At 44.7% G+C, this 22,815-nt stretch carries 20 protein-coding genes and 2 tRNA genes; 11 read left to right on the top strand and 11 right to left on the bottom strand.

Features of this window, described 5'->3' with window-relative positions; genetic code table 11:
• Positions 1-48: 48 nt before the first annotated feature.
• Positions 49-513, bottom strand: a complete 465-nt coding sequence (locus tag EPL05_RS10085) for a hypothetical protein (protein WP_128533843.1) — start codon at positions 511-513, stop codon at positions 49-51.
• Positions 514-915: 402 nt separating this feature from the next.
• Between EPL05_RS10085 and EPL05_RS10080 the strand changes: the two genes are divergently transcribed.
• Positions 916-2,004, top strand: coding sequence for a metallophosphoesterase (locus EPL05_RS10080; protein WP_128533842.1), 1,089 nt, complete (start codon positions 916-918; stop codon positions 2,002-2,004).
• Between the two features lie 97 nt (positions 2,005-2,101).
• On the opposite strand, the gene EPL05_RS10075 is transcribed toward EPL05_RS10080, so the two are convergent.
• The 3 genes from EPL05_RS10075 to rsfS all read right to left on the bottom strand — a co-directional run bounded on the left by EPL05_RS10075 (position 2,102) and on the right by rsfS (position 5,387).
• A complete protein-coding gene (locus EPL05_RS10075) occupies positions 2,102-2,740 on the bottom strand; it encodes a LutC/YkgG family protein (RefSeq protein ID WP_128533841.1) in 639 nt (212 codons plus the stop codon).
• 82 nt (positions 2,741-2,822) lie between these two features.
• Complete coding sequence (ftsH, locus tag EPL05_RS10070) at positions 2,823-4,949, bottom strand: ATP-dependent zinc metalloprotease FtsH (protein WP_128533840.1); 2,127 nt, start codon at positions 4,947-4,949, stop codon at positions 2,823-2,825.
• A 63-nt stretch (positions 4,950-5,012) separates the two neighbouring features.
• Positions 5,013-5,387, bottom strand: a complete 375-nt coding sequence (gene rsfS / locus EPL05_RS10065) for a ribosome silencing factor (protein ID WP_128533839.1) — start codon at positions 5,385-5,387, stop codon at positions 5,013-5,015.
• 92 nt (positions 5,388-5,479) lie between these two features.
• Between rsfS and EPL05_RS10060 the strand changes: the two genes are divergently transcribed.
• The 4 genes from EPL05_RS10060 (at position 5,480) to pfkA (ending at position 9,556) form a co-directional block, all read left to right on the top strand.
• Complete coding sequence (locus EPL05_RS10060; protein WP_243837265.1) at positions 5,480-6,205, top strand: biotin--[acetyl-CoA-carboxylase] ligase; 726 nt, start codon at positions 5,480-5,482, stop codon at positions 6,203-6,205.
• A 1-nt stretch (position 6,206) separates the two neighbouring features.
• Complete coding sequence (locus EPL05_RS10055) at positions 6,207-6,659, top strand: protein-disulfide reductase DsbD N-terminal domain-containing protein (RefSeq protein WP_128533837.1); 453 nt, start codon at positions 6,207-6,209, stop codon at positions 6,657-6,659.
• 19 nt (positions 6,660-6,678) lie between these two features.
• Positions 6,679-8,409 (top strand): protein-disulfide reductase DsbD family protein, encoded by a 1,731-nt coding sequence (locus EPL05_RS10050; protein ID WP_243837264.1) that lies wholly within the window; start codon positions 6,679-6,681, stop codon positions 8,407-8,409.
• Between the two features lie 169 nt (positions 8,410-8,578).
• The gene (pfkA, locus tag EPL05_RS10045) at positions 8,579-9,556 is read left to right on the top strand and encodes a 6-phosphofructokinase (RefSeq protein ID WP_128533836.1); all 978 of its coding nucleotides are present in this window, start codon (positions 8,579-8,581) and stop codon (positions 9,554-9,556) included.
• A 264-nt stretch (positions 9,557-9,820) separates the two neighbouring features.
• Here pfkA and EPL05_RS10040 read toward each other — a convergent pair whose 3' ends face one another.
• Positions 9,821-10,546 carry a LytR/AlgR family response regulator transcription factor gene (locus EPL05_RS10040; RefSeq protein ID WP_128533835.1) on the bottom strand — a complete coding sequence of 242 codons (726 nt, stop codon included), beginning with the start codon at positions 10,544-10,546 and terminating at the stop codon, positions 9,821-9,823.
• Positions 10,547-10,548: 2 nt separating this feature from the next.
• Positions 10,549-11,559 (bottom strand): sensor histidine kinase, encoded by a 1,011-nt coding sequence (locus EPL05_RS10035; RefSeq protein ID WP_128533834.1) that lies wholly within the window; start codon positions 11,557-11,559, stop codon positions 10,549-10,551.
• Between the two features lie 225 nt (positions 11,560-11,784).
• Here EPL05_RS10035 and EPL05_RS10030 point away from each other — a divergent pair, with 225 nt between their 5' ends.
• Genes EPL05_RS10030 through EPL05_RS10020 form a run of 3 tightly spaced genes read left to right on the top strand, consistent with a single transcriptional unit; the run spans position 11,785 to position 13,697 of the window.
• Complete coding sequence (locus EPL05_RS10030) at positions 11,785-11,997, top strand: hypothetical protein (protein ID WP_128533833.1); 213 nt, start codon at positions 11,785-11,787, stop codon at positions 11,995-11,997.
• Positions 11,991-12,890 carry an ABC transporter ATP-binding protein gene (locus EPL05_RS10025; protein WP_128533832.1) on the top strand — a complete coding sequence of 300 codons (900 nt, stop codon included), beginning with the start codon at positions 11,991-11,993 and terminating at the stop codon, positions 12,888-12,890. Before EPL05_RS10030 ends, EPL05_RS10025 begins: the two co-directional genes overlap by 7 nt.
• Positions 12,891-12,896: 6 nt before the next feature.
• Positions 12,897-13,697, top strand: a complete 801-nt coding sequence (locus tag EPL05_RS10020; protein WP_128533831.1) for an ABC transporter permease — start codon at positions 12,897-12,899, stop codon at positions 13,695-13,697.
• A 41-nt stretch (positions 13,698-13,738) separates the two neighbouring features.
• On the opposite strand, the gene EPL05_RS10015 is transcribed toward EPL05_RS10020, so the two are convergent.
• A complete protein-coding gene (locus EPL05_RS10015) occupies positions 13,739-15,082 on the bottom strand; it encodes a M20/M25/M40 family metallo-hydrolase (RefSeq protein WP_128533830.1) in 1,344 nt (447 codons plus the stop codon).
• Between the two features lie 13 nt (positions 15,083-15,095).
• Positions 15,096-18,263 carry an ATP-dependent DNA helicase gene (locus EPL05_RS10010; RefSeq protein ID WP_128533829.1) on the bottom strand — a complete coding sequence of 1,056 codons (3,168 nt, stop codon included), beginning with the start codon at positions 18,261-18,263 and terminating at the stop codon, positions 15,096-15,098.
• A gap of 127 nt (positions 18,264-18,390) precedes the next feature.
• On the opposite strand from EPL05_RS10010, the gene EPL05_RS10005 reads away from it, so the two are divergent.
• Positions 18,391-18,960: a hypothetical protein gene (locus EPL05_RS10005; RefSeq protein ID WP_128533828.1), complete on the top strand. Its 570-nt coding sequence runs from the start codon at positions 18,391-18,393 to the stop codon at positions 18,958-18,960.
• A 39-nt stretch (positions 18,961-18,999) separates the two neighbouring features.
• Here the strand turns inward: EPL05_RS10005 and EPL05_RS10000 are convergent, their stop codons facing one another.
• The 3 genes from EPL05_RS10000 to era all read right to left on the bottom strand — a co-directional run bounded on the left by EPL05_RS10000 (position 19,000) and on the right by era (position 22,098).
• Positions 19,000-19,683 carry a hypothetical protein gene (locus tag EPL05_RS10000; RefSeq protein WP_128533827.1) on the bottom strand — a complete coding sequence of 228 codons (684 nt, stop codon included), beginning with the start codon at positions 19,681-19,683 and terminating at the stop codon, positions 19,000-19,002.
• Positions 19,684-19,781: 98 nt separating this feature from the next.
• Positions 19,782-21,083 carry a ribosome biogenesis GTPase Der gene (gene der / locus EPL05_RS09995; protein WP_128533826.1) on the bottom strand — a complete coding sequence of 434 codons (1,302 nt, stop codon included), beginning with the start codon at positions 21,081-21,083 and terminating at the stop codon, positions 19,782-19,784.
• Positions 21,084-21,222: 139 nt separating this feature from the next.
• Positions 21,223-22,098 (bottom strand): GTPase Era, encoded by an 876-nt coding sequence (gene era, locus EPL05_RS09990; RefSeq protein ID WP_128533825.1) that lies wholly within the window; start codon positions 22,096-22,098, stop codon positions 21,223-21,225.
• 146 nt (positions 22,099-22,244) lie between these two features.
• On the opposite strand from era, the gene EPL05_RS09985 reads away from it, so the two are divergent.
• Together EPL05_RS09985 and EPL05_RS09980 are read left to right on the top strand one after the other, a co-directional pair.
• Positions 22,245-22,321, top strand: a tRNA-Met gene (locus EPL05_RS09985).
• A gap of 133 nt (positions 22,322-22,454) precedes the next feature.
• A tRNA-Met gene (locus tag EPL05_RS09980) sits at positions 22,455-22,527 on the top strand.
• Positions 22,528-22,815 lie beyond the last annotated feature (288 nt).

Here is a 22,815-nt window from a genome sequence, read left to right as displayed (position 1 = left end):
GGGTTATTCCGTAGCAATATAACATTTTACTAAATACAAATTGTGCGCCTATACGCAACTCTCAGGCGGGCATATTTTACCATGGTTTAAGCCATCGCCTCCGGCTGTTACTTCACCACTGGCTTCAGCGGTCATTTTGGCTTGGGTGCTCGTTAGCATATCAACATGTGTCGCCTCGGCCGATGGCGCTTTGGTAGCCACAAGCACGGTCATCAGCTTGTTATGCGCGTGGTCGGGGATGTCGGTTAAGATGTTTTTCTTATCATGCATCCCAAAATAAATACGGAGGCCAAACCCGGTAGAGTCGCCGGTGTAGCCATTGTCTGTAAATAATTTGTCGATAGCTTCTTTGGAGAACCAAATAGATTTACTGTCTTTTTTGGGGTCGAGTGCTTCGAATTTACCGTCTTCGCGCATGATCTGCATCCTCTTGAAGTAGTTGTCAGATAGCTTTTTAATCTTGGCTGTGGGCACGCCGGCTCCGGCCGCGCCTTTCAGATCTGTAGTTGCCATAGTTAATTGTGTTAGGGTTGAAACTGTTTTCTAAGGTAGGATTTGACGATTAAATTAAGGGGGTGTTTTCACGGTATTTTTTACCGTTAAAACCGCGTTTTTTTTGGGTGTTCTGCTTCTTTCGGTAGAATTAATTATAGCGTTACTTTGGATATCAGATAATTAGTTGATTGTGCCTCTGCTTAGGGCTACAACCCGGGCAAAGGAAAAAAAGTGTTACAAGCGCTTAAGCTCAAATAAGCGTTTAAAGTTAATCCCTACTTCGGGGGAATTTAGGGACGGAAGGAATGGTTGGGGAGCAATTCGCTCCCCGCGCCTCCTTCCAGTTAACATCATCTCTCCCTCAAAAAAAGGCCCTGCATCTACCAGCAACAATTTAGGCCCCTTGTGCGTTATCCACCCATGCGCAAGTTTTTGCAAAAACTTTTATATAAGCCCGTAGTACGGCTTGCCGATAAATATTCGTCGAGGCCAAGCAAAAACCGGGTGGATAAAGCGCTGAACGCGCTTTATAAAAGTATTACAACCCGACCCGGCAAAAAAGGGCTGGTGATACCGTTTGATGCACGGCACGACAAATTCATCATCCTGTCCGATCAGCATAAAGGCGCCCGGGATGGTGCCGATATATTTGCTCATTCCGAGCGCAACTACCTGGCGGCGCTTGATCATTATTACCGGGAAGGTTTTACCTACATCAACCTTGGTGATAGTGAGGAACTGTGGGAGAATGTTTTTTTGACAGTAAAGCGGCATAACAAAGCCACTTTTACAAGAGAGAAGCTTTTTATTGACCAGGATAGGTTTATTAAAATATTTGGCAACCACGATCTGTACTGGGGGAACGACCCGCTGGCCATGGTAAGCCTGGCGCAAATTTATGGTAAGGTGATCAGGGTGTACGAGGGCGTTGTATTGCAAACCACCATAAACAATAAACCACTCTCCATTTTTATGACGCATGGCCATCAGGGCGATCTGCAAAGCGATGGCAATTGGTTTAGCAAATGGTTTGTATCTGATGTATGGGGCCCCCTGCAGGGTTACCTGCGCATTAACCCCAATACGCCAGCCTTTAACAACCAAATGAAAACCGACCACAACCGTATTATGTACGAATGGAGCAGTCAACGAAAAGACTTGCTGCTGATAACCGGGCATACGCATCAGCCGGTGTTTAGATCCTTAACCCAACTGGAAAGTTTATACATCAGCCTGGATAAAGCTAAGGAAGCGAACGACACCGCAAAAACAGTAGAATTAGAAAGGGAGATAACCGGCCTGCACCTAAAAGGAAATACCCCACCCGATTTTAACGGTTACCTCGACACGTACTTTAACACGGGCTGTTGCTGCTTTGACGATGGGGATATCACCGGGATAGAAATTGAGGGCGAGTGCATCCGCCTGATCAAATGGACGTACCACAAAAAGGTGAGCGAAAGAATTGTATTGGAAGAATGCGAACTGGGAGATTTGAAATTAAATTAACCCGTAGAGACACCGATACTTCGGGTTTTAATGAAAATCCCTGTTTTGCGTATTCATTACCGCCCTAACGAAGACGCGAAGTATCGCGTCTCTACAGTTATCCATCTAATAAAAAAACAAAAAACTCTTTGGGGCCGTGCGCGCCTAAAACCAGTGTTTTTTCTATATCTGCCGTGCGGCTTGGTCCGGTAACGGTAGTGATCATGGATGGCAAACGGGGGCTGTATTTTTCTTTGATGAGCTTAAAGCCATCTTTAAGGTCCAACACCAACTGCGAGGTGTAGGCCAGCACAATATGTACCGGCGGGTAAATGCTTAGCCTGCGGCCTGCTGCGTTGGCGTTGGAGAGCAATATACTGCCATTGCGCGCTATTAAAGCTTCGCACAGGGTAAAACCAACGTCGGCCTGCTCAAAATCTTTATCAGTTTCAAAAAAGGGGTATTCGTAGGTGTTGAGCACTTGTTGCAGGGCGGGTTCCCAGCAGTATATTTTGTGCCATTTGCGTTCTTCGGCAAGCTCCAGTAAATTCTCAATAAATTGCACCTCGTCTTCACAAAAAACAAACTGACCGCTTACCGCTGTAAATTGTTCTGCAAAAACCACCTCCAATATTTCTTCATTGGGTGGGTACATGGGCAGGTCTTCCAGGTTGGGATAGGGATTATCGCGCTTCTCCAAAAGCGCCTTGCGCACTTTTTTAAGCAGCTTTTCTTTCGATGTAGTGATATCCCTCATGTTGTAAAAAGTAAAAAGTTTTGAGCTGTGAGTTATAAGTACTGAACTTAAAACTCACAACCCAAAACTCAACACTATTTTATTAGTCCTTTGCTGTTGTATCAGTTTCTCCGGGGTTTCTTGAGAAAGTACCCGAGTGATCATTAACACCTTCGTGTATTAAGCTTTGTGCAACCGGCTCCTGATTAGATTCGCCTTCGCCATTTACAAACTCATCATAAGTGGTGCGGTTATCAAACGGACGCTTGCCTAACAGTTCTTCCAGATCTGATTGGAAAAGAATTTCTTTTTCTATCAGTTTATTAGCCAGTTTCTCCAGGCCTTCGCGTTTCTCTATCAGCAACGCTTTGGTACGGGCGTAAACTTCAGCTATCTGGTTGCGTACTTCGGTATCGATCAATTCAGATGTTTTTTCTGAGTATGGCTTGTTAAACTGGTACTCACCCTGCTGATCGTTGAAGGATACATTACCAACTTTTTCGTTCATACCGTAAATGGTAACCATAGCGTAAGCCAGTTTGGTAATGCGCTCCAGGTCATTCTGCGCACCGGTAGAGATCTTACCGAAAGTTATGTCCTCGGCAACACGGCCTCCTAAGGTCATACTCATCCCGTCAAGCAGTTGCTCGGTAGTGTATAAAAATTGCTCTTTTGGCAGGTATTGGGCGTAGCCTAAAGCCGCGACACCACGAGGAACGATAGATACCTTTACCAGTGGATCGGCATGCTCCAGGAACCAGCCTGCAATAGCGTGGCCGGCTTCGTGGTAAGCAACAATGCGTTTTTCTTCCGGCGAAATGATCTTGTTCTTTTTCTCTAAACCACCTATCACACGGTCAATCGCATCCTGGAAATCCTGCATATCAACAGCCTCTTTGTTTTTACGGGCGGCTATCAAAGCAGCTTCGTTACAAACGTTGGCTATTTCGGCACCGGCAAAACCAGGGGTTTGTGCCGATAATTTTTTAGCATCCACACCTTCAGCCAGTTTAACCGGTTTTAAGTGTACTTTAAAGATCTGCTCGCGACCAACCAGATCCGGTTTATCAATAGATACCTGCCTGTCGAAACGACCCGGGCGCAATAAAGCAGAATCCAAAACATCCGGGCGGTTGGTAGCTGCAAGGATAATGATACCAGAATCGGTACCGAAACCATCCATCTCCACCAATAACTGGTTCAGCGTGTTTTCGCGCTCATCGTTACCACCTACAATATTATTTTTGCCACGGGCGCGGCCAATAGCATCTATCTCATCAATAAAGATGATACACGGCGCTTTATCCTTTGCCTGGCGGAACAAGTCGCGAACACGCGATGCACCCACACCCACAAACATCTCCACAAAATCGGAACCCGATAGAGAGAAGAAAGGCACCTGCGCCTCGCCTGCAACGGCTTTGGCTAATAAGGTTTTACCCGTACCCGGCGAACCAACCAGCAATGCGCCTTTTGGTATTTTACCACCCAGGTTGGTGTATTTTTTGGGGTTTTTAAGGAAATCTACAATTTCCATTACCTCTTGCTTGGCTTCTTCCAAACCGGCAACATCATTAAAGGTAACAGATACCTGTGCTTCTTTATCAAACAAGGTAGCTTTTGATTTACCGATGTTGAAGATCTGGCCACCGGGGCCGCCACCGCCACCACTGCCCATACGGCGCATGATGAATAACCATACACCCACCAGCAGTACTGCCATAATAATGCATTGTACCAGCCAGTTACTTAACAAGTTCTCTTTGCTTTGCAAATACTCTATAGAGGTAACCTGCCCATCGCCAACGGCTTTATCGGCATTGGCTATAGATTGTTTTAGGCTTTCGTAAGATGCATCGGTAAAATAATATTGCGGGCCATCGGCATTTAGTTTTAAAGTGCCCTGATTTTTATTGGCATCAAGGTATTCGCCGGATGCTTTTGCTTTTAAACTATCCCCTTTAATGTAAACCTCTGCAACCACCAGGTCGCCGTTTTTGTAGGCACTTATGTGGTCCACGTCACGGGTCTTCAGCATTTTGCCGGCAAACCGCTGAAAGTTTATAGGCTTGCCGTTGTTGCCGCCCAAAAAGGTTGGCACTACCAGTAAACCAATTATAGCAATGGCGTAAAGCCACATGAGGTTAAACTTAGGCGGTTTAGGCGTAATTTTTTTAATCGGTATTTTCCTTATCGGTTTTTGGCCATCGGCCTTTTTATCGTTTTCCATTTTCTACAAGCTCAACAATCAATAATAATTAATTAAAAAGGGTATATAATTTTGAGCTTTTGTTTAAGCGCTTTTATAGCTTTTAATTTCAGCATCACCCCATAAATCCTCCACCCCATAAAACTCGCGTTTATCGGTACGGAAGATGTGTACAACTACGTCTATATAATCCAGCAGGATCCATTCGCCATATTCAAGCCCTTCTTTTCGCCAGGGGTCTTGCTGTATGGCCTTATAAATTTCTTCTTCAACACTATGTGCTATCGCTTTTACTTGTGTGGCAGAGTCTGCATGGCAGATCACAAAATAATCAGCTACCGAACTTTTGATATTCCTCAGGTCGAGCCTTACCAGTTCATTCCCCTTTTTCTCCTGCATACCGTGTATGGCCAGTTCAGAAATATAGGTAGATTCATTTATCACTTTACTTTTTACCATCAAAAAGAATTAGTTTTGAACGATTTGGGTTTATAAAATATTATACGTTGCAAAATAACATAATTTCAGGATTATTTGTTGGACAAAATTTAGTGACACTAAAAGAAGTTGACTCCACCAATACTTTCCTCAAAAATATCTTGTCAAATTCCAAGCCAGTACCGGAGGGAACGGTCATTATGGCAGAGAGCCAGTACGCCGGCCGCGGGCAGCATCAAAACACATGGCACGCCCAGCCAGGTAAAAATTTAACCTTCAGCCTGTTATTAAAGCCTCATTTTATTTCGCCCACGCAACAATTCGACCTCACAAGAGCCGTTAGTTTAGGGGTTTACGACGCGTTGCACCCCTTGCTGGGCGGCGGTTTAAAAATTAAGTGGCCCAACGATATTTACTTTGGCAGCCGTAAACTTGGCGGCATGCTAATTGAAAATATGATACAGGGCGGACAAATCAAAAATGCCATTATCGGCATCGGGCTCAATATCAACCAGGATAATTACCCCGAAAGTGCCGGGAGCGCTATTTCTGTTAAGCAGATATTACAAAGGGATTATGATTTGAAAGATATATTATCTGAAATTTGCAGCCATCTGGAAGGCTGGTACCTTAAACTGAAGGCCGGTAAAACGGATATTGTAAGGAGTACCTACTTAAGCCGACTATACCGGTTAAACGAAGCAAGCGAATATCGGTCTAACGGGGAAACGTTTACCGGCACCATTAAAAATGTGGTAGAGAACGGGCTGCTGGTGGTAGAGCGTAATGGCACAGAAGAACAATATAATTTAAAGGAAATAGAATTTTTAAACAAATAAGATGAAGAAATTATTTTTAATGGTTGCGGCTTTGGTATTAACCGCAGCAGCCCATGCACAAATAGAAACACCGGTAAAATGGTCATACGCGGCCAAAAAAGTGAGCGCTACTGAGGCCGTTGTTTATTTGAAAGCTACTATCCAAAAGGATTGGCACATTTATTCGCAAACCGTTAAAGAAGGCGGCCCGGTAAAAACATCGTTCACGTTTACAAAATCTAAAGATTACGCTCCAATTGGCAAAACGGTAGAGCCAAAACCAATATCCAAGTACGAAAAGGTGTTTAGCATGAATGTTGGCTACTTTGAAAATTCGGTGGTGTTTAGCCAAAAAATAAAATTAAAATCGGCGAAGGCTACTGCTGTAACCGGCAAGCTTGAATTTATGGTTTGCAACGATGCCAAATGCCTGCCACCGGATGAGGTAGCTTTCTCTATCCCATTAGCTAAATAATTTTAACAAAGAATAGATAATGGCCACAGCAACCAGGCGCAGCATGCTCCGCAACGGAATCATATTATTAGCAGCGCTATTTTGCCTAACGGTTTTTATACCGAAACAGGCAAATGCATTCCAAAAAGCGGATACCGCCGTCACGGGTGAAATGCAATTTACCGATATCCCTACAGCAGCCGATAGTGTTGTTATTCGCAAAAAGGCAGATTCGGTTGCTAAAACAAAGGGAGATTCTGTGGCGAAGATCGCAGCGGCAAAGCAAACCGTAACGTCCAAAGAGGAACCAAAGTCGCTTTGGCAAATTTTTATAGAGGGGCTTATAGGTGGTTTTACAGCTGTGTTGCTGCCGTGTATTTATCCATTGTTGCCATTAACCGTAAGTTTTTTTACCAAAAAGAGCGGAAGTAAAGCCAAGGGCATTATGCACTCGGTGATATATGGTTTATCCATCATTGTTATATATGTAGGCTTGGGGCTTATCATAACCCTTCTGTTTGGGTCAGATGCGCTTAACGCGCTGGCGAGCAACGGCGTCTTCAATATCTTTTTCTTTTTGCTGCTGATCGTATTCGGTATATCGTTCCTGGGTGCGTTTGAAATAACACTGCCAAGCTCGCTTGCCAACAAACTCGATCAAAACTCCGACAAGGGGGGCATGGCCGGGATATTTTTTATGGCTGCTACATTAGTGGTTGTATCGTTCTCCTGCACGGGCCCGATCATAGGCACCCTGTTGGTTGATGCTGCATCCAAGGGACACCGCTTAGCACCCGCTCTGGGTATGTTTGGTTTTTCTTTAGCACTGGCACTGCCGTTTACCATTTTCGCGATGTTTCCATCGTTGTTAAAAAGCCTGCCAAAATCTGGCGGTTGGTTAAATAGCGTTAAAGTGGTATTAGGCTTCTTAGAACTGGCGTTTGCCTTGAAGTTCTTATCTAACGTAGACCTTGCTTATCACTGGAATTTATTCAGCCGTGAAGTGTTCCTGTCGTTATGGATAGCAATATGGGCATTGCTGGGTTTATATTTGTTGGGTAAGCTCAAGTTTTCTCACGATAGCGATGTGCCGTTTGTGAGTATCCCGCGTTTATTTTTATCCATTGTCACATTCGCTTTTGTGGTGTATATGATACCCGGGCTATGGGGTGCACCGCTAAAAGCCATCAGCGCGTTTTTACCACCTGAGGGAACACAGGATTTTAACTTATCGCAAGCGCCGGACGTGGGCATTACATCGGTTAACCCGGCTGAAACTCCTTCAAAAATTACCGAACGGAAATACGCTGCCAACTACGTGAGCAATAAAATAAAAGGGCTTGAGCCATGGTACGATTATGAGCAGGCACTCCAGGTTTCCAAAGAACAGCATAAACCAATATTGATAGATTTCACCGGTTTTGTTTGTGTAAACTGCCGCAAAATGGAAAGCGATGTATGGAGTAACAAAGAAGTGTTTTCCCGCATAAAAAACGACTTTATTTTACTACAGCTATTTGTTGATGACAAAGCAGATCTTGACCCTAAAGATGTTTTTGTATCTACCTATAGCGGTAAAAAAATAACTACCATTGGTGGCAAGTGGAGCGATATGGAGGCAAAAGATTTCAATTCTAACTCGCAGCCCAATTATATTATTATGGATGGTAATGGTGCCGTTTTGGTGCCACCACAGGGCGCTAATTATAGCGTAAGTAATTACATCAAATTCTTAAACAGCGGCCTAACCGCCTATAAAGCTGCCAAATAAGCCGTAATCATTTTTCATTAGCGCTTCATTAGCTTTAATGCCCGTCATTCTCAGCAAAAAAGTGTAAATTCGCCGAACTTTTGAAGCGGTATATAAAGGAATGCCTTTTAATATCGTTAAGAAGTAAGTAAATACATTATCAGAAGCTACAAGGGCGTTCCCCAAACAAATGACGCAGATCAAAAAAATAGGACTTTTTACTTCGGGCGGCGACGCGCCGGGAATGAACGCCGCTATTAGAGCGGTTGTGCGTACAGCAAAATACTACAATATAGAAGTTGTTGGCATTCGCCGCGGCTACGAAGGCATGATAAACGGCGAGCTTTTTCCGATGGATGGAAAATCGGTTGCCAATATTATCCAGCGTGGCGGTACCATACTTAAAACAGCGCGCAGCGAGCAGTTTAAAACTGCCGAAGGCCGCCGTTTAGCTTATGACCAACTGATTAAACATGGTATACAAGGCCTGGTTGCCATAGGTGGCGACGGCACCTTTACCGGCGCGCGTATCTTCGGCAGCGAATATGACATGCCGGTTGTTGGTTTGCCCGGTACCATTGACAACGACCTTTACGGAACGGATTTTACCATAGGCTACGATACCGCCATTAATACCGTAATTGATGCCGTTGATAAGATCCGCGATACGGCGGAATCTCACGACAGGCTTTTTATTGTTGAGGTGATGGGCCGCGATAGCGGGCTAATTGCTTTGCGTACCGGTATTGCATCGGGTGCGGAAGCTATTATTATCCCGGAAACAAATCGCGATATTAATGCTTTGATGGATAGGCTTGAAAATGGGCGTAAGGACAAATCATCAAAAATTGTGATGGTTGCCGAAGGGGAAGACCCGGGTGGCGCGTTTGAAATTGGCCGCCAGGTAAAAGAAAAATTCCCTAATTACGATACCCGGGTATCTATCCTGGGCCACATTCAGCGTGGTGGTAAGCCATCATGTATGGATAGGGTGCTGGCAAGCCGCGTAGGCGTAGCTGCCGTTGAGGCGCTTAGAGACGGGCACCGTAACGAGATGATAGGCATAGTACATAATGAGATCGCGTTCACGCCGTTTGAGCACGCATGTAAACATCACGTAGAAATTAACGCTAACTTTTTAAAGATCGTAGAGATACTATCGATATAAGGAGTGGATTTTATATAATAAGAGAGCTCGTTTACGCAAGTAAACGGGCTTTGCTTTTTTACCCCTTTACGTTCATTTCGAACCCGGAAGCGGGGATTGAGCGCAGAGGGGAGAAGTCTTATACGCCCCGCATCAAGCCAATGCATAGTTGGATTGCGTGCCCGAATGCACAGCGTATAAGATTTCTCTTTCGCGCCGCCGCTCGGTCCTTCCCACTGCTTCATCGAAAAGACATGGTGGAGGGGAATGCAAGTTGATTCCCGTTTAAATATTCTTCCCGTCCACTATCTTAAAGAAATCTTCTCTATACGTATCACCTACGGGGATTATTTTATCGCCAATGAAAATGCGGCTGCGTTCGATGCTGTCAATTTTGTTGATAGATACGATGTAGGATTTGTGTACGCGCATAAAATGCTTTTCGGGCAGGGCGTCTTCCATCTTTTTCATACCCTGTAGCGTAATAATGCGCTCGGCAGGAGTAAAAATGGAGATGTAATCTTTCAAACCCTCAATAAACAAAATATCGTGCAGGTATACCTTTTGAATTTTATGCTCGGTTTTCACGAAGATAAAGTCGCTCATAAAGTCGTCCTGCTTGGCGGGTTCTGCCGGTGCTACGGGCTTGGCTGCCGGTGCAAGAACTGTTTGAGCTTTTTGTACCGATTTAAAAAATCGGTCGAAAGCGATGGGTTTTAACAAGTAATCTATCACATCCAACTCGTACCCTTCCAGCGCGTATTGCGGGTAGGCGGTGCAAAGGATCACTTTTGCCTTGCCATTTGATATTTTAAGGAATTGAATGCCGGTAAGTTCGGGCATTTGCACATCCAGAAAAACAAGATCGATACCACCATCCTGAACCAGGGTTAGCGCCTCGATAGGGTTGGTGGTTGCTTTAACCAGCTGCAGAAAAGGTATTTTGGAAATATAATCTTCCAGTATGTGGAGGGCCAAGGGCTCATCGTCAACTACAAGGCATCTGATCATGGTTATAAAACTAAGGATAATTGTACGGTGTAGGTATCGGTTTCGTCTCGAATTTCTAAATTATATTTAGACGGGTAAAGGAGGTCCAGCCGGCGCCTTACGTTAACAAGGCCAATCCCTCCCGATGCATCGCGGTTATGGGTGTGCTTTTTATTCTGCACAAAAAAGTAAAGGTGGCTGTCGCTCAGGTTTATTTTTAATGCTATGGGCGATGCCGGGTCGTTGGCAACGCCATGTTTAAAGGCGTTCTCTATAAAAGAAATGAGCAGCAAGGGCACAATGTTTTGGTTGGTAACCTCGCCATGAACTTCGTAATTAATAAAGGCTTTGTTGCCAAAACGGATCTTCTGCAGGTCGATATAGTTTTGCAGGTATTGCAGTTCTTTGGTTAAATCTACTTTGTTGTCGTTGCACTCATAAAGCATGTAGCGCATAATTTCGGAGAGCTTCAGGATGGCCTCCGGCGTAGTGTCTGATTTTTGGTAAGCCAGCGAATAAATGCTGTTTAACGAATTGAACAGGAAATGCGGGTTGATCTGCGACTTTAGAAACGACAGTTCCGCGCTGAGGCGCTGGTTCTCCAGGTCGCGCTGGATGCGTTCGTTCAGGAACCAATCTACGGTAAACCTTAATATGGTACTCAGGAATACAAAAACCACACTGGTAAAGGCCGAACTTACGATATACTGCCAAAAGCCGATCTGTTTGCCCATCCGCACGAGGATGACGGATTTAAACAACAAAGCCAGCCCATATTTTGCCACCCCGACAATGATCACCGTGCAAATTACCGTTACTACAAATTGCCAGTACTTCTTTTTATCTAAAAAGCGGGGGATAAAATCGAGGTAGTTTAAATAGAAAAGGCCAATGTTTACCACCCCAAAAACCACAAATATCACAAGAAGGTTTTGCAGACTGGTTTTGCCGCCGCTATAGGCTATAAACACGAAGAACGAGATCATGCTTAGCCAAAAAAACATGTGCCAGAATATTTGCCAGCTTTTTTTCATCAAATAATATACATGTTAACAGCACCTAAAGTAGCGTTTTGATGCTAAATAAGTCTGTGAATTACAGTTGGCTGGCGCTTTTTTCGACGAACGGGCAAAAAAGACCGATGAACAGGGTTTAATCACAAAAAGGGCCGTTCATCTACAATTCCCGCCTGTTGGTCTAATTGATTTTAGCGCGTGGGTTATTTAGTATTCCTTTGTTCTATCAAAATCAAACACACAATGAAAAAGTTAGTTTCAAATTCAAATCCCTTCATTTTATTATTGGCACCAGTATTATTTGCCATTGTAATGGGGGTTAGCTACCAGTTTGAACAAAAAACACAACAATTTGCATCTGCACACGCATCAGCCACCCAGGCCAAATCGCTTTTTGTTAAAGGCATTGGTTTAGTAAAAACTGTTGTATCTGTTGCTCAAGAGAACGTATGGTAATTCGTACGGAAGGCCTATCGTTCAGCTTTGGCAGCCAGCAGGTTGTTAAAGCATTATCCCTCCAAGTTCCGGAAGGAAGTATATACGGATTTTTAGGCCCAAACGGTGCCGGGAAAACCACCACCATAAAAATGCTGCTTAATCTGTTACAAACAGATGAAGGCAGCATTTTTGTTTTTGAAAAAGAATTACAAACCAACCGCGTTGCCATATTATCGCAAATAGGCTCACTGATAGAGCAGCCCGCGATATACGCCCACATGAGCGGCCGCGAAAACCTGGTGAACCGCGCCATGCTGCTTGGCGTAAAGGATGAGCGCGTAGATGAGATGCTCGCGCTTGTGAAACTCAGCAACGCCGCCGGTAAAAAAGCAGGGCAATACTCGCTGGGCATGAAACAACGCCTGGGCATTGCGCTTGCCTTATTAAGCGACCCTAAACTCTTAATACTTGACGAACCCACCAATGGATTGGACCCGAACGGTATCATAGAGATCCGTGAACTGCTGGTGCGTTTAACGCGCGACCATAATAAAACAGTATTCATCAGCAGCCACCTGCTTGCCGAGATAGAAAGAATGGCTACGCACGTAGGCATTATTAATAACGGCGAATTATTATTCCAGGGCAGCGTGAAGGATCTGGAAGCCATTAGCCAGCCGCAGGTATATATAGAGACAGATAACACCGTGGATGCGGCCAACCTGCTTAAACGCAATAATTACGAGGTTGTTGATATAAACCATGAGAACCTTATCGTGCCCTTTACCTCTAAAAAGCAAATGGGTGAATTAAACGCCCTGCTCAACCAAAACGGCATTACGGTATTTGCCATTAACAAACAGCATAAAGACCTGGAGAACTTATTCCTGGCTATAACCAAAAGCAACTAACCACAGATGAAGGGATTTATACTATCGTTCCGCTCGGAATTTTATAAGAGCCGTAAAACCCTGGGTTTTTGGAGTTCAATATTGCTGCCGCTATTGATTTGTTTTTTTATTGCTGTTGGTTTTTACCTCAAAAGCGAAAGGTTAGCTGCATTATCCGGCATGGCCTTGTGGATGCAGTTTGCCGGCTTAGCTTTGGGGGTTATGGGGTCGTTATTACTACCTATGTTCGCAATATTTTTGGCATACTCAGTAAATAGTATTGAGCATAAAGCAGATACTTGGAAAACGCTCTTTAGCCTGCCTATGTCTCGCTGGGCGATTTATAGCGCTAAATATTTTTACGCAGTGTTTTTACTGTTTACTTGTATGGGGCTCTTTGCCCTATTTACGGTTATCTTTGGTAACCTGCTTAGCCTTTTAAAACCCGAATTGAAGTTTGATACTTATCATCTCGAAATTGAAATTGGGGAAATCTATTTTAAGCTATTCTTGTCTGCCTTAGGCATCTTATCCATCCAGTTTTTACTTAGCCTGCTTTGGAGTGACTTTTTAAAGCCAATGGGTATTGGTTTTGTTTGCTTTATCCTGGGTGTTATCTCCGTGTCAACCAATTGGGAATACAGCTACGCCTTCCCTTATGCACACCCTATGATCGCGTTAAAAAGCATGATGAAACCCGGCAAGGGAGGACCCGCTAAAGAATTTGCCATAGACATATTTACAAAAGATGTTTTTGTAAGCCTTGGCGTGGCAGCGGTAGTTTTTGTGCTGGGATATTTTATCGTGCGGAAGAAAAGCGTGAAGTAGTTTCATCGTAGAAACGAGATACTTCGCAGCGATAAAAACCGTTACCTCACGGGCTTTGGCCCCATCGGCAAACTTTCGTGCCCCGCGGCATCAACCGACTGCACCGCAAACAGGTAATTATCTTTTGAGTAGCCAATGGTTGCATTGGTATCGGTTACATAAAATTTCTTTTCCCAATACGGGCTAATAGTTTCGCGCATCAGTACATAATAGCCCGCAGGCGCTTTGCCTTTTGGAGCATCCCATTTCAGTTTTGTTTTATTGGTGAGGTCGCTGGTGATTACGCCTACGTTTTGCGGTTGCGCAGGGGCGGAGGCCAGGTTGGCGAGGATTGAAAGATTCATGCGAGCTATTTTCTGTGTGTAATCATAATCCGCAAAATCGGGGAGGTCGCCGTAGTCCAAGCCATTTTCTTTGCGAACGTCTTGATGCTGGCGTTCGAAATTCTCGTTCATTTCGGTGAAGCGTACGGCGGTAATACCTTGTTCTAAAAAGGGGAGGTGGTCTCCGCCGCGCAGGTAGCGGTCGGTACGGTAAATTAGTTTTACATCCAGTTGTTCTACGTAACGCTCGCCTACTTCTTTGGCATAGCGCGCTAACTGCCGCGATTGGCTATCATTTTCTCCGCCTAAAGATTTTAGGGCGGCTATTTCCTTTTCTGTAGCAGCCGTTGGCACACCATCGCTAAACACTCGAATGCTGCGATTGTCTTTCAAGCCTGTTTCCATGCCGTAGGTGTTACCTACAATGTCGTTATTCAGCATGGCATCTATTTGCCACCCTTCGGCTTTTGCGCGCTTAGCCACGTTGGTAGAGCCGTACAAGCCTTGCTCTTCGCCAACAACCGCCATAAATATAATAGTAGCCGGGAACGAACGTTTTGCCATCACCCGGGCCAGTTCCATAGAAACGGCCGTGCCGGATGCATCATCCACCGCGCCGGGCGCGAATGACGTAGAATCCATTGCCTTGGTAGCACGTGAATCGTAATGACCGGATACGATATAAACCCGATGATCTGAAGTATCTGTCCCTTTTAAAACGGCCAGCACGTTCTTCATGGTAGTGGCCTTGCTTAAACGCCTGCCCTGTGGTTGCACAAATACATCAAATTGCACTTTCATGCGCCCGTTTGATGCCGCCGCATAGCGTTCATATTCGGCTTTTATCCAATTACGAGCCGCGCCAATGCCTTCGGTTTTGCTGATGGTATCACTTAGGGTATGCCTGGTTTTAAAACTCACCAGCTTGCGCACAATGGCCTCGATGTTTTTGTTAGAAACCTCATCTACCATTTGTTTGATAGCGGCATCTTGCTTTACTACGGTTTGGGCAGATGCACCAAGGGTTAAACAGGAGAGCAAAAGGATAAATGCGTTTTTCATACAAGCAATTTAATTATTCTGTTTCGTCCCCTTCAACTGTCTCCAAAATGTTACCCGGCTGCTTAAAATTGCTTTTTACAAAATGGCACCAGTCGCATTCTTTTTTTCCGCAGCCTTCGCTAAATTCGTGGTTCATGATCTTCTGATAAACGGATGTGATCTGCCCGGTAACATCCTCAATATCCTGTGGACCTATCACCACCTTTTCTTTAAAATACTCGTCGCTTACCGGTTCAATAAAATCAAATATTGTGTTCACCACCTGCCAATCGTTGGTGTGGTCGTTATCTATCAATATCTTGTAGAAAACCGCCTGGCGCCAGTAGTCGCCGCCGTTTGGCGCATCGGTTGTAGGGCGAAGCAATTTATCTTTTGCGTTGCGCACACGGCCGGTTTTATAATCCACCACGGTAACATCCTTGCCGTCGAACTCTATTTTATCCAGGTTGCCTTTTATCGGCACACCGTCCACCTCAATATTTTTGATGCTTCGCTCGGTTTGGGCTACTTTATTCCAGTTGGGGGCGTTAAGCTCATAATACGGCGGCAGGATCTTTTCGCCATAATCTACCCGTAGTTTAAAGTCGGTTTTGGTGAACGAATCGCGGTTGCGGTACATGTACCACTTAAACTCCTTCACAAAATCCTCTATTGGCATAAACTCATTGCCATATTCCGGCAGTTTGCGATAGGCTTTATTAAGCGCCCAGTGGACCGCCTGCCCAAACGTTGCCGAAGGGCTTTTGCCCGATGGAACGCGGATAAGGCACTGAAAGTAAAACCGCAGCGGGCAATCCAAATAATTACTTAAATGTGTAACCGAGAGCGTGTAATTCTGCAATAACTGGTTAATGTAATTTCTGTCCAGCAGTTCCACCACAGGTTTTTCAGCCTCGCTGAATTGGGTGGCGAAGAAGCCGAGCATGTTAGCGTCGCTTACTTTAGGGAATTGTAATTGCAAATCGGTATCTGCCAATATCTCACCGATGAACTGCGATGGTTCCTGGTCCTTGCCTTTGGCATCTTTGCCGGCGTAGGAAATATTAAGGCATTGCTTAGCCCGGGTGATGGCCACGTAGAACAAGCGGCGTGCCTCTTCTTTCTGCGCAATATCGTTTGATGCTGAGCTGGTGAGCGTATCCGGGTAACTGAAACCGTAATTGCGGCCCTTGCCATCCCATGTTTTTTTATCGCAGCCGATGAAGAACACATGCTCAAACTCCAGTCCTTTAGAGCCATGAGCGGTTAAGAAGTTGATGCCGTTATCAGAGAAGATCACCTTGTTCAGCTCCAACCTTATGTTGTTCTTCTTCATTAGTTCGACGGTAGCTATCAACCCCGATAGTTTTATCTCCGGGTCCTTACGGCTTTCATCCTTCAGGAAATCGAAGAAGCTGGTGAGGATCTGCATGTGCGTGCCCTTATCCTGCTGCTGCATAATGTACTTGAGGATGCCCGTTTTGGTGACCACATCCTGAAAAAATTGCTGTAGTGTAACGCTTACGGCAGACTTTAGCAGCTCATCAATATCGTTAATGAGGTATTTCATCTCTACGTTGGGCTGCTTGCTAAATAAATCAGTTTGGGCAACCAATTTCATCTCGTGGATGTAGCGGCGCAGGCTGGTTACCGGCTCATTGTTTTTTGCTGTCGCGAAGTTTTCTTTGGATACCGCGATGCTTGCTTTAGCGATCTCTATAGGGCGCATGTTGAAAAGGTCGTAATGCAGGATCTCGAACAGCAGTTCATCTCCGCTGTATGGCGAGTCCAACTCCATGGCGAGATAGCGGAGGATGTTCAGGATCTTTTCGCCGAAGGGGACAGTAAGGATATCTATCTTCCGCTTGGTATTTACGGCTATCTTTTGCGCCTCCAGGTAGATGAGCAATTCTTCTACCTGGCTGTGGTTGCGGTAGATAACGGCAATTTCGCCGGGCTCCGTGCCTTTTTCTACCAGCTCTTTTATTTGCAACGCAACATCCACCAGTTCATTAGCGGGGTTATCGTATTCTTTTATAGCCGGTTCTACAACCAACGTATCAAACCTGGGGTGCGAGGCCTTCAGGTTTTTGTCTAACCTCAGTTGGCTGGTTAAACGCTCGCGGTTATTGTTTATGAGTGCTTTGGAAATATCCAGGATCTGCTGATTGGAGCGGTAGTTGTGCTTAAGCACCACAGTATGCAGGGCGCTTACGTAGTCGCCGGCAAAATCGAGGATGTTCTTCATGTTGGCGCCCTGAAACTTGAAGATGGATTGATCGTCATCGCCCACCACAAAAACGTTTGGCGTTTCCCAATAGTTCAGCAGGAATTTGAGCAATTCGTTTTGCGAACCGCTGGTATCCTGAAACTCATCTACCAAAATATACTGGTACCGTTCCTGGTATTTACGCAATATCTCCTCATTTTCGCGGAAGGCTTTCAGCACCCAGATGATCATGTCGTCATAATCGTACCGGCCGCGGGCTTTCATCTTGGCCGAATAATTCTCGTACTCCGCAACGGCGGCCAAAAGTTTGGCCATGGTATCTTTCGCCTTGTCGATATCCTTTTGTTTTGGATCGCCTATGTTGATGCCGGCTTTAAGGTTGGCGCGTTTGTAGATAAATTCTTCGCGGTTTGGCAGATCGTCGAGGTATTCCTGTACGGCTTGTACAATCAACTCCTTGCTCCAGTTCTCGCGTTTCATGGTAGAGAAGAGGGTTTTTAGGCGGGGTGCATCATAATAAATATCGCCGGTAAAGCGCTTCAGCAAATGTTCGTTACCAAACTCATCTACCAATTCGCGAAACAGCATGGCCGATTCCAGATCCGATAACGATTCCAGGTTCAGCTTGCCAAAATACTCCAGGTTTTCCTGGATGATCTCGTTACAAAAAGCGTGGAAAGTGTAAATATTAATGCGGTAAGCATCCGGGCCAATAAATTCGAACAAGCGTTTGCGCATAGCTACGGCGCCCGCATCGGTATAAGTAAGGCAGAGGATCTCGTTTGGCTGGGCATCGGTATCGGTTAATATTTTACCTATACGCGCGGCCAATATTTGCGTTTTACCCGTACCGGGGCCAGCGACTACCAGCACCGGGCCGTCCATTTTATTTACTGCCGCCAATTGCTCGGGGTTTAAGCCGGCGAGCGCTTCGCTGAATTTGATGTTGTATTTATTGAGGGTTGGTTGCATAATAATAAAAGTAAAATTACTAAAAATTGTAGCGCAAACGGTGGTTCAAAAATAACGATGTAAAGATTTGCTTTTACAAGCCGTAACCTTACTTTTATAAACGTTTAAACCCTAATCCCCTACGCAATTGGAAACCCCTTACGGCGGCCGCGCCATCATTACCGACAACTTCGACAAAGTAGAGATCGTTATCCCCGGCAAAAAGAACTATTTTATTTTATTGTTTTTTTCGGTTTGGCTGGTTGGCTGGTTTTTTGGCGAAACGAGTGTAACAAGAACAAGAGGAATTGCAGCCGGCACAGACCTGTTTTTAATTGTGTGGCTATGCGGCTGGACGCTCGGCGGCATTTTTGTAGTGAGCACTATCCTTTTTATGCTCCTTGGAAAAGAGATTATTGAAGCGGGGCAGGGCACTATCTCTATCCGTAACCGAGCGCTGTTCTTTTTATCGCCCCAGGTGTACGACTTAAATGAGGTTAAGCATGTACGCGCCTTAGAAGAGTTTTCGATTTATAATGGGTTTCAGTTTGGCCGACGGGAGCAAAAAGGTTTTTTAAGCAATTATAATTCGGGCACCGTTAAGTTTGATTACGGCCTAAAAACGGTAAAGTTTGGCAACGATCTGGATGAAGCCGAAGCACGCCATATCATCGAGCGCCTTAAAGGTAAGAAGATATTGACGGATAAAAATTTTTGAGACGATACAATTTGAAATGACCGGTACCTTTACGGTTAGCTACTCCGCCCTTATTTTTTCGATAATAATGCTACCGAGTAACTCATTTGCCGTTTCGTCAAAGTATAGGGTTTTGGCAATATCCTTAGCCTTGTTTGTAATATAAATGCTTACTAAGGCCTCTTTATCCACCCTGCTTAAAAGGTTTGCTTCGAATTTTACCCATCCCCGAACAGTAAATAACTCATCATTTGGCGAAGAGTTTAAGGCGTTATAAATATGCCTTACCTGCGCGACAGTACGCGAGCCTACTATTTTGGAGCATTCATTATCGGGATCCTCTTTTCTTATAGTATCACGTATAAACGGTAACTTTAATTTAGGGTCTACAACTTCTTGCCTGGACAAATAAAGCTGTATTATCCACTTTACATGGTCAACGCTTGCTTTTATATCTACAACGCGATATTCCGCCGGGTCATTGTTAATATCAACATTTTTAAGAAGAACTAAATCTTCTTGTTCTTCTATGTATACTTTAAAAATGCAGTTATTCGTCCAGCTACGAGAAAAGAACAATACATCACCCAAAACAAAAATATTCCACTTTTCGTCCATGCTGCCCGCATAAATCCCCGTCTTAAAAGGCTCAAATTGTTCGGCCGACAGCGTTATGCCAAGTTCGGCATTGATATAGTTTGCGGGAAAAGACGCAGCAATACTTTCGTTACCATCAATATCCATATTTGCTTTGTTTCCATAAAGATAGTTGTAATGATTTCAAACAAAAAGGCGACAGGTATAAAACCTATCGCCTTTGCATATATAAATATTATAACTGCCTATTTCTGCCTGAACCACACCTGTATAGGCGCGCCGGAAAACTCAAAATGCTCGCGCAGCTGATTTTCGATAAAGCGATAGTATGGTTCTTTTACATACTGTGGCAGGTTGCAGAAAAACGCGAACATGGGCGATTGGCCCGCTATCTGTGTAATGTATTTAATTTTTACGTATTTACCTTTTAAAGATGGCGGCGGGTAATTCTCGATGATGGGCAGCATTACCTCGTTTAGCTTTGAGGTTGGGATCTTGCGGGCACGGTTGGCGTAAACCTGGTTGGCTACGTCGATAACTTTAAGTACACGCTGTTTTTCGGTAACCGAGGTAAATACGATAGGCACATCGGTAAATGGCGCTATTTTTTGTTTGATCTGCTCCTCAAAAACCTTGACGGTCTTGTTGTTCTTCTCAATCAGATCCCATTTGTTCACCACAATAACGATACCCTTTTTGTTCTTCTCAGCAAGGTGGAATAAATTCACATCCTGAGATTCCAAACCTTCAACAGCATCAATCATCAGGATAACCACATCGGCTTCTTCCAGGGCTTTGATGGTACGCATTACCGAGTAAAATTCGATATTTTCTTTCACCTTGGTTTTCTTACGCATCCCGGCAGTGTCGATCAGCATAAAATCGTGGCCGTACTGGTTGTAGTGGATATGGATACTATCGCGGGTGGTACCGGCAATAGGGGTAACAATGTTACGATCCACGCCGATCAACGCGTTAATGATAGATGATTTACCTACGTTAGGGCGGCCAACAATGGCGTATTTAGGGCGCTCGTTCTCGTCAAACGGAACATCTTCGAAATGTTTCACCACTTCATCCAGCAGTTCGCCGGTGCCGCTGCCTGTCATAGACGACAGGGTGTAGATCTCGCCAAGGCCAAGGCTGTAAAACTCGGTAGCATCTGCCAGTTGGGAGTTGTTATCCAGTTTGTTTACCACTACAAAGACTGGTTTTTTACCTTTACGCAGGATGTTTGCAATCTCATCGTCCAGATCGGTAATGCCGGTGGTAACATCCACCATAAACAAGATCACAGATGCTTCTTCGATAGCGATTAATACTTGCTCGCGGATGGCAACTTCAAAAAGTTCTTCGGAGTTGGCTACGTAACCGCCGGTATCTATAACTGTAAATTTTTGGTCGGTCCATTCGCTGGTACCGTAATGCCTGTCACGGGTTACGCCGCTAAAATCGTCAACAATAGCTTTACGGCTTTCGGTTAAACGGTTGTATAAAGTGGATTTGCCAACGTTTGGCCTGCCTACTATAGCTACTATATTACTCATTGTTCGTTGTGAGTTGTGAGTAATGAGTTGTGAGTTTATCCCACAACATACCCAATAAATTATTACTTATTAGCTTTGCCCGTGTGTAAAGTTAAGCTTAAACAACTCAGAACTCAACACACACTACTCAAAACTTTTCTTATTCGTACCCGAATTTTTTCAGGTAATTTTTTTTGCTGCGCCAGTCGGGGATAACCTTTACAAACATTTCCAGGAAGACCTTCTTCTGGAAAAAATCTTCCATATCGCGGCGGGCGTAGGTGCCTACTATTTTCAGCATTTTTCCGGCTTCCCCAATAATGATATTTTTTTGCGAATCGCGCTCAACGATGATCTCGGCACTGATGCGGTGCAATTTTTCGCCCTCTACAAACGCGGTTACAATTACCTCGGTGCTGTATGGGATCTCTTTTTTGTACTGCTTAAAAATCTGCGCCCTTATCATTTCTGAGGCAAAGAAGCGGTCGTTCCTATCGGTCAGCGCGTCCTTTTCGTAATAGGCAGGGTGCTCGGGCAGTTCGTCCAGTATCAGTTCCATAATGGCCTGTATGTTGTGGCCATGCAGGGCAGATATAGCGAAGATGGCTTTAGGGTTCAACTTCTCCTGCCAGTAATCAACTTTCTCTTTTACTTCCGTTTCGTCGCTTTGGTCTATTTTGTTCACTAATACAATAAGTGTAGCTGTGGAGCCTTCCAGCTTTTTCAGCACATCCTGCTCGTTGTATTCTTCGTGGATATCGGTAACCAGCAAAATCAGGTCGGCATCTACAATGGAGCCGTCTACCTGGTGCATCATACTTTCGTGTAATGCGTAGTGCGGTTTAATGATCCCCGGGGTATCCGAAAATACAATTTGATAGTCTTCCTCATTCACAATACCCAAAATACGGTGACGTGTTGTTTGCGCTTTTGGGGTGATGATAGACATTTTTTCGCCCACGAGGGCGTTCATAAGGGTTGACTTACCCGCATTGGGTTTACCAATTATGCTTACAAAACCTGCCCTGTGTGCCATAGAAAAAATAATTAAAATATTATTTGGACTGCAAAGAAACGAATTATATCTTTGCAGTCCAATAAAAACGGAGTGCAAATTGCATTTTGACAATTGGAAACCACTTTCCGGGGTTATGAACGGAAGGTAATAAACACCAAATATAGTGCGGGATGGAGCAGTTGGTAGCTCGTCGGGCTCATAACCCGAAGGTCGTAGGTTCGAGTCCTGCTCCCGCTACCCAGAAAATTAGGAAGCCTCAAGTCTTTACGATTTGAGGCTTTTGATTTCTAAACGGCGGGTCGACAAAATCCGGGCTTCCTTGCAAGAAGGAACAAACATTGCGGATGTTATGGCCGCGATGAAGATTAACATAGTGCGGGATGGAGCAGTTGGTAGCTCGTCGGGCTCATAACCCGAAGGTCATAGGTTCGAGTCCTGTTCCCGCTACCTCAGAATCAGGCAGTTACGTTAGATCGTGACTGCCTTTCTTTTTTCTGTTAACGTATTGTTAACGGTTCTTAGCTTGACTTTAGCTTTAATAAATATACAAATTTCCCAGCATTTCTTAAAATCGTATCTTACTAATCTTTAAATTTGGAATGAATGTATGCCTTACTGGATATACCGCTGATATTGACCACCTGATTCCGGCGGAATGTGACCAGTGATTCCGCGTCAAATTGACCACCCCATTCCGGGGCAAACTGACCAGGCATTCCGGGCCAAATTGACCAC

The sequence above is a fragment of the Mucilaginibacter gilvus genome (assembly GCF_004054195.1).
Taxonomy (GTDB): domain Bacteria; phylum Bacteroidota; class Bacteroidia; order Sphingobacteriales; family Sphingobacteriaceae; genus Mucilaginibacter; species Mucilaginibacter gilvus.
The sequence above is the reverse complement of the archived record's forward strand: the minus strand, read 5'-3'. Positions and strand labels throughout refer to the sequence as shown.

What these genes read in the sequence shown, in the direction of transcription:
- rsfS (WP_128533839.1), bottom strand. Translation starts at nt 5,387, where the DNA reads ATGGTAAAAAGTAAAGTGATAAATGAATCTACCTATATTTCTGAACTG.
- EPL05_RS10010 (WP_128533829.1), bottom strand. Translation starts at nt 18,263, where the DNA reads ATGCAACCAACCCTCAATAAATACAACATCAAATTCAGCGAAGCGCTC.
- EPL05_RS10040 (WP_128533835.1), bottom strand. Translation starts at nt 10,546, where the DNA reads ATGATCAGATGCCTTGTAGTTGACGATGAGCCCTTGGCCCTCCACATA.
- pfkA (WP_128533836.1), top strand. Translation starts at nt 8,579, where the DNA reads ATGACGCAGATCAAAAAAATAGGACTTTTTACTTCGGGCGGCGACGCG.
- EPL05_RS10085 (WP_128533843.1), bottom strand. Translation starts at nt 513, where the DNA reads ATGGCAACTACAGATCTGAAAGGCGCGGCCGGAGCCGGCGTGCCCACA.
- era (WP_128533825.1), bottom strand. Translation starts at nt 22,098, where the DNA reads ATGGCACACAGGGCAGGTTTTGTAAGCATAATTGGTAAACCCAATGCG.
- EPL05_RS10030 (WP_128533833.1), top strand. Translation starts at nt 11,785, where the DNA reads ATGAAAAAGTTAGTTTCAAATTCAAATCCCTTCATTTTATTATTGGCA.
- EPL05_RS10000 (WP_128533827.1), bottom strand. Translation starts at nt 19,683, where the DNA reads ATGGATATTGATGGTAACGAAAGTATTGCTGCGTCTTTTCCCGCAAAC.
- der (WP_128533826.1), bottom strand. Translation starts at nt 21,083, where the DNA reads ATGAGTAATATAGTAGCTATAGTAGGCAGGCCAAACGTTGGCAAATCC.
- EPL05_RS10015 (WP_128533830.1), bottom strand. Translation starts at nt 15,082, where the DNA reads ATGAAAAACGCATTTATCCTTTTGCTCTCCTGTTTAACCCTTGGTGCA.
- EPL05_RS10080 (WP_128533842.1), top strand. Translation starts at nt 916, where the DNA reads ATGCGCAAGTTTTTGCAAAAACTTTTATATAAGCCCGTAGTACGGCTT.
- EPL05_RS10075 (WP_128533841.1), bottom strand. Translation starts at nt 2,740, where the DNA reads ATGAGGGATATCACTACATCGAAAGAAAAGCTGCTTAAAAAAGTGCGC.
- EPL05_RS10020 (WP_128533831.1), top strand. Translation starts at nt 12,897, where the DNA reads ATGAAGGGATTTATACTATCGTTCCGCTCGGAATTTTATAAGAGCCGT.
- ftsH (WP_128533840.1), bottom strand. Translation starts at nt 4,949, where the DNA reads ATGGAAAACGATAAAAAGGCCGATGGCCAAAAACCGATAAGGAAAATA.
- EPL05_RS10035 (WP_128533834.1), bottom strand. Translation starts at nt 11,559, where the DNA reads ATGAAAAAAAGCTGGCAAATATTCTGGCACATGTTTTTTTGGCTAAGC.
- EPL05_RS10055 (WP_128533837.1), top strand. Translation starts at nt 6,207, where the DNA reads ATGAAGAAATTATTTTTAATGGTTGCGGCTTTGGTATTAACCGCAGCA.
- EPL05_RS10050 (WP_243837264.1), top strand. Translation starts at nt 6,679, where the DNA reads ATGGCCACAGCAACCAGGCGCAGCATGCTCCGCAACGGAATCATATTA.
- EPL05_RS10025 (WP_128533832.1), top strand. Translation starts at nt 11,991, where the DNA reads ATGGTAATTCGTACGGAAGGCCTATCGTTCAGCTTTGGCAGCCAGCAG.